This window comes from Oerskovia merdavium (genome assembly GCF_014836755.1).
GTDB classification, from domain to species: Bacteria; Actinomycetota; Actinomycetes; order Actinomycetales; family Cellulomonadaceae; genus Oerskovia; species Oerskovia merdavium.
In genome coordinates this window covers 14,261-29,582 of sequence record NZ_JACSQF010000025.1, presented here as the reverse complement: position 1 = coordinate 29,582, position 15,322 = coordinate 14,261, and the positions used below count along the sequence as shown (strand labels likewise).

The 15,322-nt window shown below is 71.8% G+C and carries 11 protein-coding genes; 5 read left to right on the top strand and 6 right to left on the bottom strand.

The window, feature by feature from the left end:
* A partial coding sequence (locus H9641_RS18150) for a DUF7927 domain-containing protein (protein ID WP_225220690.1) occupies positions 1-1,384 on the top strand: 1,384 nt, incomplete at its 5' end.
* Positions 1,385-1,438: 54 nt separating this feature from the next.
* On the opposite strand, the gene H9641_RS18145 is transcribed toward H9641_RS18150, so the two are convergent.
* Complete coding sequence (locus H9641_RS18145) at positions 1,439-2,737, bottom strand: AI-2E family transporter (RefSeq protein ID WP_225220689.1); 1,299 nt, start codon at positions 2,735-2,737, stop codon at positions 1,439-1,441.
* A gap of 103 nt (positions 2,738-2,840) precedes the next feature.
* On the bottom strand, positions 2,841-4,067 hold the full coding sequence (locus H9641_RS18140; protein ID WP_191805811.1) for a cation:proton antiporter: 1,227 nt from the start codon (positions 4,065-4,067) through the stop codon (positions 2,841-2,843).
* Positions 4,068-4,218: 151 nt separating this feature from the next.
* On the opposite strand from H9641_RS18140, the gene H9641_RS18135 reads away from it, so the two are divergent.
* The 4 genes from H9641_RS18135 to H9641_RS18120 all read left to right on the top strand — a co-directional run bounded on the left by H9641_RS18135 (position 4,219) and on the right by H9641_RS18120 (position 6,022).
* On the top strand, positions 4,219-4,644 hold the full coding sequence (locus tag H9641_RS18135) for a DUF7144 family membrane protein (RefSeq protein WP_191805810.1): 426 nt from the start codon (positions 4,219-4,221) through the stop codon (positions 4,642-4,644).
* Positions 4,645-4,670: 26 nt separating this feature from the next.
* Positions 4,671-5,099, top strand: a complete 429-nt coding sequence (locus tag H9641_RS18130) for a DUF6325 family protein (protein WP_191805809.1) — start codon at positions 4,671-4,673, stop codon at positions 5,097-5,099.
* A 74-nt stretch (positions 5,100-5,173) separates the two neighbouring features.
* On the top strand, positions 5,174-5,527 hold the full coding sequence (locus H9641_RS18125) for an SHOCT domain-containing protein (protein ID WP_191805808.1): 354 nt from the start codon (positions 5,174-5,176) through the stop codon (positions 5,525-5,527).
* A 12-nt stretch (positions 5,528-5,539) separates the two neighbouring features.
* A complete protein-coding gene (locus H9641_RS18120) occupies positions 5,540-6,022 on the top strand; it encodes a DUF1269 domain-containing protein (RefSeq protein WP_191805807.1) in 483 nt (160 codons plus the stop codon).
* Positions 6,023-6,086: 64 nt separating this feature from the next.
* Here H9641_RS18120 and H9641_RS18115 read toward each other — a convergent pair whose 3' ends face one another.
* From H9641_RS18115 to H9641_RS18100, 4 genes are all read right to left on the bottom strand, one after another.
* Positions 6,087-7,100, bottom strand: a complete 1,014-nt coding sequence (locus H9641_RS18115; RefSeq protein WP_191805806.1) for a sigma-70 family RNA polymerase sigma factor — start codon at positions 7,098-7,100, stop codon at positions 6,087-6,089.
* Between the two features lie 43 nt (positions 7,101-7,143).
* Positions 7,144-9,330, bottom strand: coding sequence for a SpoIIE family protein phosphatase (locus H9641_RS18110; protein WP_191805805.1), 2,187 nt, complete (start codon positions 9,328-9,330; stop codon positions 7,144-7,146).
* A gap of 166 nt (positions 9,331-9,496) precedes the next feature.
* Positions 9,497-13,033 (bottom strand): RICIN domain-containing protein, encoded by a 3,537-nt coding sequence (locus H9641_RS18105; RefSeq protein WP_225220688.1) that lies wholly within the window; start codon positions 13,031-13,033, stop codon positions 9,497-9,499.
* 136 nt (positions 13,034-13,169) lie between these two features.
* The gene (locus H9641_RS18100) at positions 13,170-15,224 is read right to left on the bottom strand and encodes a beta-galactosidase (RefSeq protein WP_191805804.1); all 2,055 of its coding nucleotides are present in this window, start codon (positions 15,222-15,224) and stop codon (positions 13,170-13,172) included.
* Between the last annotated feature and the right edge of the window lie 98 nt (positions 15,225-15,322).

Sequence of the window (15,322 nt, the reverse complement as noted above, 5' to 3'; positions counted from 1 at the left end):
GGGCGACGACGTCACCTGCACGATCCTCAACACTGCCCAGCAGCCGTCACTGACCCTCGTCAAGGAGGTCGTCAACGACGACGGGGGCTCGGCGGAACCCACCGACTGGACGCTCGAGGCCGACGGACCGACGCCGCTCAGCGGCGTGAGCGGTGACTCCGCAGTCACGGGCGCGGACGTCGAGGTCGGTGACTATGCGCTCTCCGAGACGGGCGGCCCGGCCGGATACGAGGCGTCGGACTGGACGTGCGAGATCCCCGGCATCGACGGCGGAGCCGCCACGCCCGTGACCGTGACGGACGGGACGGTCCAGGTCGGCGTCGGGCAGACGATCGTCTGCACGATCGTCAACGACGACGTCCCGGCACCGTTCACGGTCGTGAAGTCGAGCGACCCGGGCAGCGGCGCGACCGTCCTGCCGGGCGACGTCATCACCTACACGGTGACCGCGACCAAGGTGGGCGAGGGCATCGACCCGCAGGTCGTCGTCACGGACGACCTCTCGCAGGTGCTGAACAACGCGACCTTCGTCGAGGGAAGCATCGACGCGTCGTCCGGGGCGGCGTCGCTCGCCGGCACGACGTTGACCTGGACCATCGGGGACCTGGAAGACACCGAGACGATCACCTACCAGGTCAAGGTCGCCGACGGCGCATACGGTGTCACGCTCACCAACGTCGTCACGGCCCCCGGGGCCGAGCCGTGCGTCGAGCCCGAGCCCGAGCCGGAGCCCGAGCCGGAGGTGGCGCCGTCGGTGTCGGCCCTCGTCACGGACGCGACCACCCTCGCGGCCGACGTCTCGGCTGCCGCCGTGGCGGCCGCACCTGCGGCACTCGCGGTCGTGGACCCCGAGGTCGACTGCCGCACGACGTCGCACGTCACGCCCGCGTGGACGCTCGCCAAGACGAGCGACCCGGTGACGGGCTCGACCGTCGAGGCGGGCAGCGTCATCACCTACACGCTGACCGTGACGAGCACGACCGACGCGTTGGTCAGCGGGGCCGTGGTCAGGGACGACCTGTCGAAGGTCCTGGCGTACGGGACCCTGGTCTCGCCGCCGCCGGGGGCCACCCTCTCCGGGACGACGCTGACCTGGGCGGTACCGGACCTCGCGACCGCGGGCGCGACGGTCGCGATCTCCTACCAGGTCAAGCTCTCGTCGAGCGCTCACGGCGTGACGGTCACCAACGTCGCGACGCCGGGCCCGGGTGGCGGGTGCGTCTCGTGCACGACGACGCACAAGGTCCCGCCCGTCTCCGCGGCTCCGCCGTCGAGCCTGCCGGTCACCGGAGCGGACGTCGCCGCGATCCTCACGGGGGCGCTGCTCCTGGTCCTCCTCGGAGGGACGCTCGTGACGGTCCGCCGGCGCCGGGCGAACTCCTAGCCGGACGGCAGGACGGGCCGCTCCCTTCGAGGGAGCGGCCCGTCCTGCGCGGTGCTACTCGATGCCGTCGGCGTGGCGCTCGTCGACCGTGCGCGCGGCGTCGCGTGCGGCCTTCTTGTTGGCCCGACGGCGTCGCGCGACTCCGCTGTCGCCCTCCCCGTCGTCGTCGGTCGGCTTGTCCTTCCCGTGACCCGGGTCGTGCAGCATGTGCGAGTCGACGAGCTCGTGGCGCTGGAGGTAGGTGTTGGCGACGGCCTGGATCGTCGCGGCGATCGGGAGCGAGAGGAACGCGCCCAGCGCACCGAACACCGCTCCGAACGCCAGGACGACGACGAACGACACCGCGGGATTCATCTCGAGGGCGCGGGCCGAGACCTTGGGCGAGAAGTAGAGGTTCTCGAGCTGCTGATAGGCCACGATGAAGATCAGGACGGCAAGGGCCTGAGGCAGCCCCTGCGACGTGAGCGCGACGATCACGGGCAGCGCGCCGCCGATGTACGTCCCGATCGTCGGGACGAACTGGGACACGACGCCCACGAACACCGAGAGCGGCAGGGCGTAGTCGGTGCCGAGGATCAGCAGGAAGACGAACGTGAAGACGCTCGACAGTGCGGCGAGGACGATGCGCGAGTTGATGAAGTCCGAGACCTTGACCTGCGTGATCTCCCAGAGCCGCAGGACCTCCTGCTGACGGTTCGGTGTCAGCCACCGGCAGATCGCGGCACGGAACTTGGGCCCTGCGGCCAGGAGGTAGTACGTGACGAGCATGATCGTGAGGAACGCGAAGATGCCTCCGACGATCGTCGTCCCGACCACGAGCGCACCGGACGCGACGTCCTCGCCGAACGCGTTGAATCCTTGCTTGAGCAGGTCGTCCGAGCTGGGCATGTCGATGTCGAACCGCTCCTGGACGAACTCCTGGATGTCCGTGTAGAGCGCCGGGATCGACTGGACGAGCTGGACGAGCTGCTGGACGAACAGGTTGCCGAAGAGCGCGAAGATGCCGGTCACGACGACCAGGCCGCCCAGCAGCGCGGTGGCGGCGGCCCCGCCGCGCTTCCACCCGTGGCGCACCAGCCAGACCACGATCGGCTCGAGCGCGAGCGCGATGAAGAACGCGATGAGGATGTTGACGCCCAGGCTCTTGAGGGTGCCGAGCGCGTACCAGGCGAAGATGCCGACGAAGACCGTGACCACGATCATGAGCAGGGCCCGGGGGAGCCAGCGCGGGGGCTTGCGCGGGTCGTCGGGGGCGAGCGCGACGAAGTCGCGCGGGGCGCTCGCCGCGGTGGCCGAGGGCGGCGGGGAGGGCGGACCGGTGGGTGCCGCCGGGGTGGTCGCGTCGCTCGTCATGGGCCGAACGTAGCGAACGCAGCGTCGCGCGAGGTGAGCCCACGCCGTCGGGCAGGAAGGTGCGCGGCCGCACGGTGCGCGCGAGCCACCCCGCCCGGTCAGGTCACCCGCGGGCCTGGACCTGGGCGATCGGTACCCCGTCGTCGTCCAGGTGCTCGGGCCCCTCGGACCGAACACCCAGGCGCGCGGCGACCCACGGCCCCGTGAGCCCGTAGATCACCGCGGTCAGGAGGATGACGCCGAACACGACCGGCACGAGCTGCTCGAACGGCTGACCGTCCTGCTCGAACCGCAGCGCGAAGACCGACGCGGTCGAGGCGGCGACGATCCCGCGCGGCGCCATCCAGCCGACCATGACGCGTTCTCGGCTCGACAGGACGCTTCCCGTGGTCGCGATCGACGCGACGAGCGGGCGCAGCACCAGGACGAGCAGCGCGACGATCGCGAGCGTCGAGAGCGCGTACGTGGCGAGCGCGTCGAGGTCCACCCGGGCCGTGAGCAGGATGAAGAGCGTGCCGATGAGCAGGAGGCCGACGTGGCTGCCGAACTCGTGCAGGGGCTCGATCCGGGCCCACCGCTGGTTGGCCAGGGCGATACCGAGCGTGGTCGTCGCGAACAGCCCGGCCTCCTCGTGGAACGCCTCGGCGATCGCGTACGTGGCCAGCGCCGTGGCGAACGCGAGCGAGACCTCGGCCGCGGCGGGCACCCTGCCCCAGCGCACGGCCACGACGTAGACGGCCGCGGCGACGGCTCCCGTGAGGATCCCGGAGAACGCCGTCGCCCCCAGGTGCTCGGGTGCGGCGTGGAGCGCGACGTTCGCCATCGCGAGCGCGACCGTCGCGCCGATCGGGTCGATGAAGATCCCCTCGAACGCGAGCACCGACTCGAGCGGCTGCTTGGGACGGATGATCGCGAGCAACGGCCCGACGACGGTCGGTCCCGACACGATGAGGATCGCCCCGATCACGGCGGCCCGCGACAGCGGCAGGTCGAGGACCCACCAGCAGATGGCCGTGGCGCCGATGCCGGTCAGGACCGCGCCGACCGTCACCAGGAGCGCGACCGGGCGCCGCGCCCCGCCCTTGAGCCGGGCCATGTCGAGCTTGAGCGACTCCTCGAACAGCAGGATGCCCACGGCCATCGAGACCAGGGGGAACAGGTCCTTGCCCAGGAGCGCGTCCGGGTCGACCAGACCCGTCACGGGCCCGGCGACCAGCCCCAGCGCGAGCAGCAGGAGGATCGACGGCACCTTGAGCGCCTTGGCCGCGACCTGGCCGACGACCCCGAGCAGAACGACCAGGGCGATCCCACCCGTGAATCCCAGTTCCATGGACCCATAGTGGTGCGGCGAGGCCCTTTGCGCAGCGGATGCCGTGAACCGCCGTCGGTGCCACGATCAGGGTGCAGGACTTCCCCTGGGGGCTCCCGTCCGACGTCGTCGTCGCGCGGCGCCACCAGCACGCGCGCGCAAAGGAGACGACATGGCACGGTCCTCGCAGGTCACGGCATGGGTCGGTTGGGTGTGGTTCGCGGGCATCGTCCTGCTGGTGCTCGGGCTGTTCAACGCGATCAGCGGACTGGTCGCGGCGTTCTCCCCGGAGAAGCTCGTCGGGCTGGGAGAGCAGGGGATCGTCGTCCTCGACGTGTCGACCTGGGGATGGGTCCACCTCGTGGTCGGGATCCTGCTCGTGATCGTGGGCTTCTCGGTGCTCTCCGGCCGAGGGTGGGCGCGCCTCGTCGCGATCGTGCTGGTCGTGCTCAACGTCCTGACCCAGTTCGTCGCCCTGCCCGCCAGCCCGTGGTGGTCGATCGTCACGATCATCCTGGGGCTGTTCGTGCTGTGGGCGCTCGTCGTCCACGGCGACGAGGCCGAGCGCGCGTCCGCCTCGGCGTCCCACCTGCCCTGACCTCACCCACCAGCAAGGAGCGCCACATGCCCTCAACCACCTTCGGCCCGGTCGAGTTCGTCGCGATCGCCTTCCCCGAGGAGCGCGTCCCCGACGCGGTCAAGATCGCGATCGCGGACCTCCTGGGGTCCGACGTCGTCACGCTCCTCGACCTCACGGTCGTCCGCAAGGGTCTGGGCGGGGAGATCGACGTCGTCGAGGTCGAGGACCTCGGTGACGAGCTCGACATCACCGAGACCCAGCTCGGCAGCTCGGGCCTCGCCGGTCAGGAGGACATCGACGACGTCGCCGCGAACCTCGAGCCCGGGACGTCGGCGCTCGTGCTGATCGTCGAGCACTCCTGGGCCCGCGAGTTCGTGGGGGCGGTGCGCGACGCGGGGGCCGCGGTGATCGCCCAGGAGCGGATCCCGGCCGAGGTCGTCAACGAGATCGTCGAGCTCGCGGAGCTCGTCTGAGCGGACACGAGTCACGTCGCACCGCACTTCCCAGCACAGCACGCACACGGACTGCACGACGAACGGAGAACACCATGCCACTACGACGCGTAGGACGCCCCGGCCTCCTGGGGACGATGGCCCGCACCGCGGTCATCGCCGGGACGGCATCTGCCACGGCGGGCGCCGTCCAGCGACACCAGCAGGGGAAGGCCGAGCAGCAGGCCGAGGCCCAGCAGTACCAGGCTCAGCAGCAGGCCGAGCAGCAGCAGATGTACGCGGCGCAGGCCGCCCAGGCGCAAGCCGCTCAGCAGGCGCCGGCCGCTCCGGTGCCCGCAGGCGGCGAGAACGACCTCCTGGCCCAGCTTGAGAAGCTCGGCCAGCTCAAGGCGGCCGGGGTCCTCGACGACGCCGAGTTCGCCGCCGCCAAGGCCAAGCTGCTCGCCTGAGAGGAGAAGATCATGGCAACCTTCACCGTCTGGTCGTTCGACACCCCCGGAGGCGCCGAGGTGGCGTCCGGTGTCCTGCGGGACGCGGCCTCCGAGGGCCTGATCAAGATCGTGGACCGCGCGATCGTGACCTGGCCCGAGGGCGCCAAGAAGCCCACCACGCGGCACACGCACGAGGACGAGTGGCGCGGCACGGGCTGGGGCGCGTTCTGGGGGCTCCTGTTCGGGGCGCTCTTCTTCGTGCCGGTGATCGGGGTCGCTGCGGGCGCCGCGCTCGGCGCGATCCACAAGTCCATGGAGGCCGTGGGGCTCAACAAGGACCAGCTCGATCGCATCCGTGCGCAGGTCACCGAGGGCACCTCGGCGCTGTTCGCCGTGACCGAGGACGGCAACCTGGACCGCGTCGGTGAGCGGTTCCACGGTCTGCACGGCGAGCTCATCGCCACGAACCTGACCGACGCGGAGCGCCAGCTCCTCCTCGAGACGTTCGACTGACGACGGGTGCGCGACAGGCGCGGGAGGGGCGGCCGCCGGCCGGCCCTCCCGCGGTCCGTGCGGGCTACGCGTCCAGGTGGAGCGGCAGCCCGAACAGCGGGTACCACGCCTCGACGTCGAGGAACGCGTTGATGCCCGTGACCTTGCCGTCCACGGTGTCGATGACCTGCAGCGCCCACGCGTCGTACCCGCCCCCCGGTGACACCCGGTACTGCCCGAACCCGAACGTCCCGTTGACCTGTACGGGTACCATGCGCGAGCCGCGGCACTCCGCGCCGGGACCGACCATCCACCTCTCGATCTCGACGGGTCCCTGCATCCACAGCGCGTAGGGCGGCATGGACAGCGTGGCCTCGTCGTGGAGCAGCGCCACGAGCGCGGGCATGTCGTAGCGCTCGAACGCGTCGAGGTACTTCTCGAGGAGCTCGTTCTTCTCGTCGTCGACGGAGACGGACGGAAGGTTGGCGCCGTCGGCCCCGGGCCCCGAGCCGTAGTGAGCCTGCGCGGAGAGCGTCGCCCGTGCACGTTGGAGAGCGCTGTTGACCGACGGGACCGACGTCTCCAGGAGCTCGGCCACCTCGGACGCCTGCCAGCGCAGGACCTCACGGAGGATGAGGACCGCGCGCTGCTTGGGCGGCAGGTACTGCAGGGCCGCGACGAACGCGAGCCGGATGGACTCGCGCCCCACCGCGACGTCCGCCGGGTCGCCGTCGCGCGGCAGCACCCGGTCGTCCGGCATGGGCTCGACCCACGTCTCCTCCGAGAGCTGTTCGCCCAGGTTCCGCTCCTCGGCCGACTGCGCGGCGCCGAGCCCCATGGGCCGCTCCCGGCGCCTGCGCTGGGCGAGGTGGTCGAAGCAGACGTTGGTCGCGATCCGGTAGAGCCAGGAGCGCAGCGCGGAGCGCCCCTCGAAACGGTCGTAGGAGCGCCAGGCGCGGACCATGGTGTCCTGGACCGCGTCGTCGGCCTCGAAGGACGAGCCGAGCAGTCGGTAGCAGTAGCCGGTGAGCTGCGACCGGTACTGGTCGAGCAGCTCCCCGAGGTCCTCGTCCGCGACGGTCGCTGTGCGTTCGGTCATGGTGTCCTCTCGTGGCACGCGGCTGTGCGCGCCGTGTTCCACGTTAGCGCGACCCGCCGACACGTTCAGGGGAGAGGGCGTCGTCGCGTGCGAGCTCGAACCAGACGGTCTTGCCCGGTCCGTCCGCCGCACGGTGCTCGACGAACCAGCGGTCCGCGAACCGGTCGAGGAACTGGACGCCCCGGCCGCCCGTCTCGTGCGGTGCGGGGTCGTGGAGGGTCGGCTCGTCGGGCGACCCGTCCCGGACCCCGACCCGGACGAGCGCGTTGCTGACCTCGACGATCGCCTCGAGCGGGCCCACCGCGTGCTGGACCGCGTTGGTGAGCGTCTCGCTCGCGAGCAGCATGATGGTCCGGCGCTGGTCGCGGCTGATGCCGCAGCTCTCGAGGATGTCGTCGACCCAGCGGCGGGTGGGCGAGATCGCCGCGGTCGTGTGCTCGACGCTCCGGGAGACCCGGGTGGGGCACGCAGGCGTGGGGTGCGAGTCCACCGCGGCGCGGACCCGCACCGCCAGGACGGCGATGTCGTCGCGCTGGTCGCTGCCGACCAGGCGCTGGACCAGGGCGCTGGGCAGGGCGAGCGTCGACCCGTGCCGCAGCGAGACGAGCGCCTGGGCGAGGCCCGCGAGCCGCGTGCTCTGGGCGACGCCGCGACGCTCGATGAGACCGTCGGTGTAGAGCAGCAGGGTGTCGCCGGGCCCCAGGTGGGTCAGGTGGTCGCTGCGAGGAGCGTTCGGCACGAAGCCGAGCATCATGTCCGGCCTGGCGTCGAGCATCTCGACGCTCCCGTCGGACCGGAGGACCAGGGGCGGTGGGTGCCCGGCGTTCGACCAGGACAGGTCGAAGAAGTCCCCGCGGCGGTCGAGCCGGGCCACGACCGCGGTCCCGCTCGCGTGCAGCGCGAGCCCGGAGTTGGCGCGGTCGAGGAGGCGCAGCAGCGCGGACGGGGACTCGTCGTGGCTCCAGGCGAACGTGCGCAGCATCGAGCGGAGCTGGCCCATCTCGGCCGCTGCCCGCATGTCGTGACCGGTCACGTCGCCGATCATGAGGACCGAGGCGTCCTCGTCGTGCACCACGGCGTCGTACCAGTCCCCGCCGACCTGGTCCGTGAGCGTCGCGGGCGAGTAGGTCGAGGCCAGCTCGAGGTGCGGGATGTCGGGCAGCTCGGTGAGCATCGCGGCCTGGAGCGTGGTCGCTGCGTCGCGCCGTTCCTCGAGCAGCCGGACGCGTTCGAGCGCGTGCGCGACGAACCCCGCGAGCCCGGCGCGGGACAACGACTCGTCGTCGGCGACCTTGCCCTGCTCCCACGCGAGGAAGACGACCGCGAGCAGCGAGGTGCCCGAGACCACGGGCAGGAGCGCTCGGGAGCCGACCGTGTCGTCGATCGCGTCCGAGACCGACGGGAAGGCCGCGAGGACCTCGGCCTGGTCGCGGAAGAAGAGCGCCTCCTGGGTGCGCGCCACGAACGACACGATCCGGTCCTGGTCGTCGATGCGCGCGTAGCGGTAGGAGGGGGCGAGCCCGGGCTCGAGGTGGTCCATGCTCGTGTACGTCAGGCTCTTGCGCGACGGGTCGACGACCGCGAGCCCCGCGTACCGGGCACCGATCGCCGACGACGCGACGTAGGCGAGCGTCTCCCCGACGTCCTGGACCGACGTCGCGTCGGCGAACGCCTCGCTGAGCATGAGGAGCAGGCGGTTGCGGCGCGTCGCCTGGATGGCGAGGTTCTGCATCCGCGTCGCACGCTCGTGCGCGATGCGCAGCCGGAGCTCGGACGTGCACGCGGCCGTGAGGTCGGCGAGCGTCGCGAGGTCCGACTCGGTCCAGTCGTGCGGTTCGTCGTCCATGGCGCACAGGGTCCCGACGACGCGTCCGCGCTGGTCGAGGATGGGGAATCCCGCGTAGGCCAGGACGCCGAAGTCGGGGATCGCGGGGTTGTCCCAGACCCGGCTGTCCTTGCGGGTGTCGGGGACGACGAGCGGCTCGCAGTCGTTCGTCACGTGCTGGCAGAACGAGTGGGTCAGGGGCATCCGCCGGCTCGCCTGGATGTCCTCCGGGAGGCCGTGGGCGCCGGGGTAGACCTGCTCGTCGGCGAGGACGAGCGACACCGCGGCGGTCGGGACGCCGAGCTGGCGCATGGCGAGCCGGGCGAAGCGGTCGAAGGACTCGTCGGCGGTCGGGGAGCCGAGCCCTGCCTCGACCAGCTCGAAGATCGCCTGGGCCTCGGTCACGCCTCAGTATTACCCGCGACCGGCTCCGCGTCGCGGCCTGGATGGGGTGAATCGGGCACCGCGGGCAAGTCGCCCAGGTCGCCGGGCGCGGGGCGGACCCTGCCCGGGGTCGACGACGGCGCGCCGCCCGGGTGGGTGGCGCGCCGTGGTCGGTGGGTGGGGTGGGTCAGCAGGTGGTGGTGGGGTGGTCGATCTGCTGGATGTGGGTGGTGCCGTCGGTGCGGGTGGCGGTGATGGTGGTGGTGCCTGCGGTCAGGGTCTGGGTGCGGGCGGAGAAGGTCTGGCTGGCGGACTTTCCGGGGGCTACGCCCTGGAAGGTCTTGGTGCCGAGCGGGGTGGTGAGGACGATGTCGAGGGGGACGTCGCTGGTGTTGAGGGCGCGGACGGAGAGGGTTGCGGTGCGTCCGGTGCACTGGGCGCGCACGCTCGCCTCGACCCCCAGGTCCACCTGGGTCACGAACGTGATCGTCGAGGTCGACGTCGTCCCGTCCTCGGCCGTCACGTCGACCGTGGCGGTCGCGGTCGATCCGGCCGCGACCTCGCCGGGCTGCCTCACGGCGACCGTGGCGTACGGGTCGGCCGCGACCGCGGCCACGACGGGCGTCGCGCCCGCCTCGGTCAGCACCTGGTAGGTCGTCGTCGCGGGGTCGAACCCGGCGACGGCCTCGCCGTCGACCGTGAGGCCGGCGAGCGCCGCGTCGGAGGACGTGCCCGGGGCCTTGGCGAGCACCTGCACCTCGCTCACGACCATGTGCGTGTTGGGGCGTGCGGTCATGACGACCCGCACGGCCGAGGTGCGCACGTCCACGGGGACGTCGACCACAGGGGCGCGGCTCGTGTCGTCGCTGACCGCGACCGACGCGCTCACGTCCTTCCACGCGCCGTCGACCAGGGCCTGGACCCGAAGGTTCTGGGCCCAGCTCGCGGTCGAGCCGTCACGGTAGAACGTCGTGACGACGTGCGTCACGTCGCGGGACGCGGGGAGCGTGACCGTGAGGGTGTCGGTGGCGTTCTTGTCGGAGGACTTCCAGTTGGACCATGCCTTGTCCGTGGTGTTGCCGTTGACGATCCCCGAGGCCGAGTAGCCCGGCTCGGTGAAGGTCGCCGAGGCGGTCGTCCCGGGAGCGGACGTCGCCCCTTCGTCGACGGCTGCCGTGACCTGGACACGGACCGCGGCGGGCAGGACCTCGCCCAGCCCGGAGTCGGCCGTCCCGGCGAGCTCGACGACGCCGACCTCGGCGAACGCACCCGCGGGGGCGGTCTCCCAGGTCACGGGGCGCTCGACCTGGCGGCCGCCCGCGGTGAGCGCGGGGACCGTGGCGGGCAGGACGGGCGTGCCGCCCGCGTAGGCCTTGGCACGAGCAGGCAGCGTCGTGGTCAGGGTGTCGACCACGACCTCGGCCGTGGCGCTCACGGGGCCACCGGGAGTCGTGACGGTGCCCTGGACCTCGACGGTCCCGGCTGCGGCCCAGGCCGACTCGGCCGGGAGGTCCCACGTCACGGGCAGGGTGCCGCGCGCGCCGTCACGGTAGACGGGGACGACCGTGGTCGGCAGCGTCGGGACGGTGCCGGGCACGGTGAACGCCTCGACCGGGGTCGTGCCGAGCACGGTCTCGTCGGTCAGGCGCCAGCGCTGGTTCTGGCCCGAGTTCGCGGTGTACGTGGACACGGGGGCGCCGTCGGTCGAGGACTGGCCGCCGACCTCGAGCACGCGCCCGCTCGCGGCGTTGACGAGCGTGTAGGTCTCGTCACCGGTCGTGGAGAGGATCCACTGCGCGGTCGTCGCGGGTTGCGTCGCCGCGTCGACCAGGACGGCCGTGCCGTCGGGGACGACCGCGAGCTGCTTGCCGTTCGCCGCGGACGTCACGGCGTAGCGCGTCGTGTGCGTCCCGGAGCCCTCGGGGGCGCCGAGCGGCGTGAGCTCCCACACCTGTGCCGAGGCTGCCGCGTCGTTCGTGCGGATCACGACGCCCGAGCCGCTCGCCGCGGGGGCGAGGGACTTGCCGGACTGGACACCCTGGAGGCGGTAGACGTGGCCCTCCTGGACCAGGGAGGCGTCCTGCGCGACCCCCGCGACGCCGTCGACCACGAACGTCGTGACCGACTCCGCCGGGACGGTGAGCGTGGCAGCGCCCGACGCCACCGCGACCGGGGTGCCCTCGACGAGGGTCCCCGCGGTGCTCGTGACGAACGGTGTGACGGTCGCGCCCGTCTCGATGCTGCCGAAGCCCGACAGGTCGAGCGTCACGGCGCGCTCCGCCGTCGTGCTGTTGACGTGGACCACGGTGGCCGCATCGCCCGAGGCAGCCACGGCCGCCGTGCTGTTGCTGTCGTCGACGCCGACCAGGTGGTCACCAGGGGCGATGAAGTGCGTGAAGTTCTGCGTCGTCTGGTACTTGGTGTTGGTGTAGATGGGGCACGTCTCGAGCGTGTCCTCGGCGGTGCAGTCGAAGGGGATCTGGATCTCGCCCCAGTTCGCGCCCTCGGCGCTCTCGCCGCCCGGTGCCATGTTGGTGTAGTCCTCGACGGGCTGCCAGAACACCCACGCCGAGGGCTCGAGCTCGCGCAGGTCGTCCGCGATGTGCTGGGCGCTGCCCAGGCCGGACTCCATGCTCACGAAGTCCTGCCCCGTGCTGCTCCAGGACCCGCCGACCTCGCTCATCCACAGGCGCTTGCCCTCGCCCTTGGCGATGTCGCGCACCGCGGTGCGCTGCCCCGTGCCGTACGTGTGGACGTTGAGCTGGTCGACCTTGGCCTTGACGTCGGCAGGGTACGAGTTCCAGTTGGTCGTGAACGTCCCGGGGTTGGTCTCGTCCATGGCCGCGATGCCGGCCGAGGTGTCGGCGCCCTCGAGCGCGGCGTCGAGCGCGGTGATGACCTTCTGCTGGAGCGCGGGGCCCATGTGGGCGCCCTCCTGGCGCCCGCCCGTGGGCTCGCCCGCGGAGTTCAGCGTGGTCCGCCAGTAGTTGGTGTTGGGCTCGTTGAACGGGTCGATCGTGCCGACCTCGATGCCGTGCGCCTTCTCGAGGCGCTCGGTCACGCCCACCATGTACGCGGCGAAGTCGTCGATGCTCTCGGTCTTGAGCTGGTCGTCGGTCGCGTTGAAGCTGCCCGAGACGTAGCCGTTGGGCGTCATGAAGTAGGGCGGGGAGTTGCTGAACGTCTCCCACGTGTCGACGTCGTCCTTGATGCGGTCGACCCACCAGCGCTGGGTCGCGTCGGCGTCCTCGTTCCAGTCGGCCGGGTCCTCGGGGTCCCACCAGTCGACGTCGGTGCGGGTCGTGCCCTCGGGGGCGTTCCACCACCCCTCGACGGCGCCGCCCGCGCGCAGGTAGTCCGTGACGTCGGGTGCGTGCCCGCCGCCCACGTTGTAGCGCGCGATGTTGAGGTTGAGCCCCTCGTCACCGAACACCATGTCCGCGAGCTTGTCGCGCACCTCGTCGGGGTAGTCGCCCGTCGCGTTGGCGAACCAGACGAGGCTCGTCCCCCAGCCCTCGAACGCCTTGCCGGCATAGCTCGGGTCGGGGCGCACGGTCACGCCGGGTACAGCGGCGGCGCCTGTGTCCGCGGCCGCGGCCACGCCCGTGGCGAGCACACCGCCCGACGGCGCAGCCTGGGCCGTGGCGCTCAGCGCACCACAGCTCAGGGTCACGGCGGCGACGCTCAGTGCGGCGAGCCACCTCCTCGATGCTCCTGCGTTCATCCTTGAACTGCCTCTCTCTCGCTTCTCTGCGAACCTGGCGTCGTGCACGCCACGGGCCGGCGCCTGCCGTCGTGCGGCGGGCGCCGGTCCGTGGACGCTGGGGGTCGTGCTGGTCGTGCTGGTCGGTGAGGTGCCCTCAGTCCTTCGGGCGGCGCAGGACGGCCACGCCGCGCGGGGCCAGGACGACGGTCGCGTCCGGTGCTCCGCCCGAGCGTCGGCCGACGAGCACGTCCCCCGTGACGCCGTCGACGTCCACCTGCTCGGCCGTGCGGTTGATGAGGAACCAGAACTCATACTCGGCCGTGCCGCGCACCGCGAGCTCGACCTTGCCGCGGACCGTGGCCGGCAGGTCGCCCGGGAGGTGCGCGTCGTCGAGGAGCGAGCGCACGAGCGGCTCGAGGCCCGTGCCCAGGCGCGTCGAGACGTAGGTCGCCGAGCCCGAGCCGACAGGTCGACGCGTGATGGCGGGGCGCCCGCCCTGCTCGCCGGTCTTGTACCAGGCGAGGACCTCGACCGAGGCGTCCGTGACCGTGATCGGCTCGGACCACAGCGAGCCCTCGTTGCCGTCGTCGAGCAGGACCGTCTCGCCCTCGAGCAGCGGGGCGAACTCCTCGACCCGGATGCCCAGCAGGTCGGAGAACGCGCCCGGGTAGCCGCCCAGGTGGATGTGGTCGTTCTGGTCCACGATGCCCGAGAAGTAGGTCGTCACCAGGTGGCCGCCGGTCTCGACGAAGGCCTGGAGCCGCTCGGCGAGCGCGCCCGGGACGACGTGCAGCACGGGGGCGACGACGACGTCGTACCCGGAGAAGTCCGAGCGTGCCGGGACGACGTCGGCGCGCACGCCCGCCGCGAGGAAAGCCGAGTACCAGTCGAGGGCCTCCTGGCGGTAGCGCAGCGAGTTGTTGGGGTGCGAGTCGAGCTCGCTCGTCCACCAGGACTCCCAGTCGAACAGGATCGCGGCACGCGCGGGGACCTGCTCCGAGCCCGCGATCTCGGCCAGCGCGCCGAGCGTCGCACCGAGCTCGCGCACCGTGCGGTGCACCTCGCTGTCCTCGCCGGCGTGCGGGACCATGCCCGAGTGGTACTTCTCCGCGCCCGCGCGGGACTGGCGCCACTGGAAGAAGCAGACCGCGTCGGCGCCGTGGGCCACGTGGGTCAGCGAGTCACGGACCAGGTCGCCGGGCTTCTTGGCGACGTTGATCGGCTGCCAGTTCACGGCGCTCGTCGAGTGCTCCATGAGGAACCAGGGCAGACCGCCCGCGATGTGGCCCGTGAGGTTCGCGGAGAAGGACAGCTCGTCGTGGGCCTGGACACCCGGCAGGACGTAGTGGTCGTTGGACACGAAGTCGATCTCGTCGGCCCAGTCGACGTAGTCCATGCCCTTGGTCTCGCCCATGACCATGAAGTTCGTGGTGACCGGGACGTCCGGGGTCAGCTCGCGCAGGACGTCGCGCTCGGCGCGCAGGTACGACTTGAGCGCGTCGGACGAGAAGCGCTTGAAGTCGAGCTGCTGCGTGGGGTTGGGGTGCGAGGCCGCGAGGCGCGGCGGCAGGATCTGGTCCCACGCGCTGTAGCGCTGCGACCAGAACGCGGTACCCCAGGCGTGGTTGAGCTCGTCGAGCGTGCTGTAGCGCTCGCGCAGCCAGTCGCGGAACGCGTCGGCCGCGTCGTCGCTGAAGTCGTAGACGTTGTGGCAGCCGAGCTCGTTCGACACGTGCCACGCGGTGAGCGCCGGGTGGTCGCCGTAGCGTTCGGCCATGGTGCGCACGAGGCGCAGCGCGTGCTCGCGGAACACGGGCGACGTGGGGCGCCAGTGCTGGCGTGCACCGGGCCACAGGGTCTCGCCGTTCGCGGTCACGGGCAGGATCTCGGGGTGGGCCGTCGTGAGCCACGGGGGAGGGGACGCGGTCGCGGTCGCGAGGTCCACCGCGATGCCGTTCGCGTGCAGCAGGTCCATGATCTCGTCGAGCCAGGCGAAGTCCCAGGTGTCGGCCGTCGGCTGGAGCCGGGCCCACGAGAAGATCGCGACCGAGACGATGTTGACCCCGGCGGCCCGCATGAGCCGCACGTCCTCGGCCCACACCTCGCGGGGCCACTGCTCCGGGTTGTAGTCCGCTCCGAAGCCGAGGCGCGGCGTCGCGCGGTCCTCGGGCCACCGCAACCAACGGTGCGGTGTGGGGGTCGATGACATGGGATGCTCCTCGATCTCTCGTCGACCGGGGCGGCGTCTCTCGCGCCCCGGAAGGGGACGCCGGCGTGCGTCGTGCTGCGCACGCCGGCGTCCCCTTC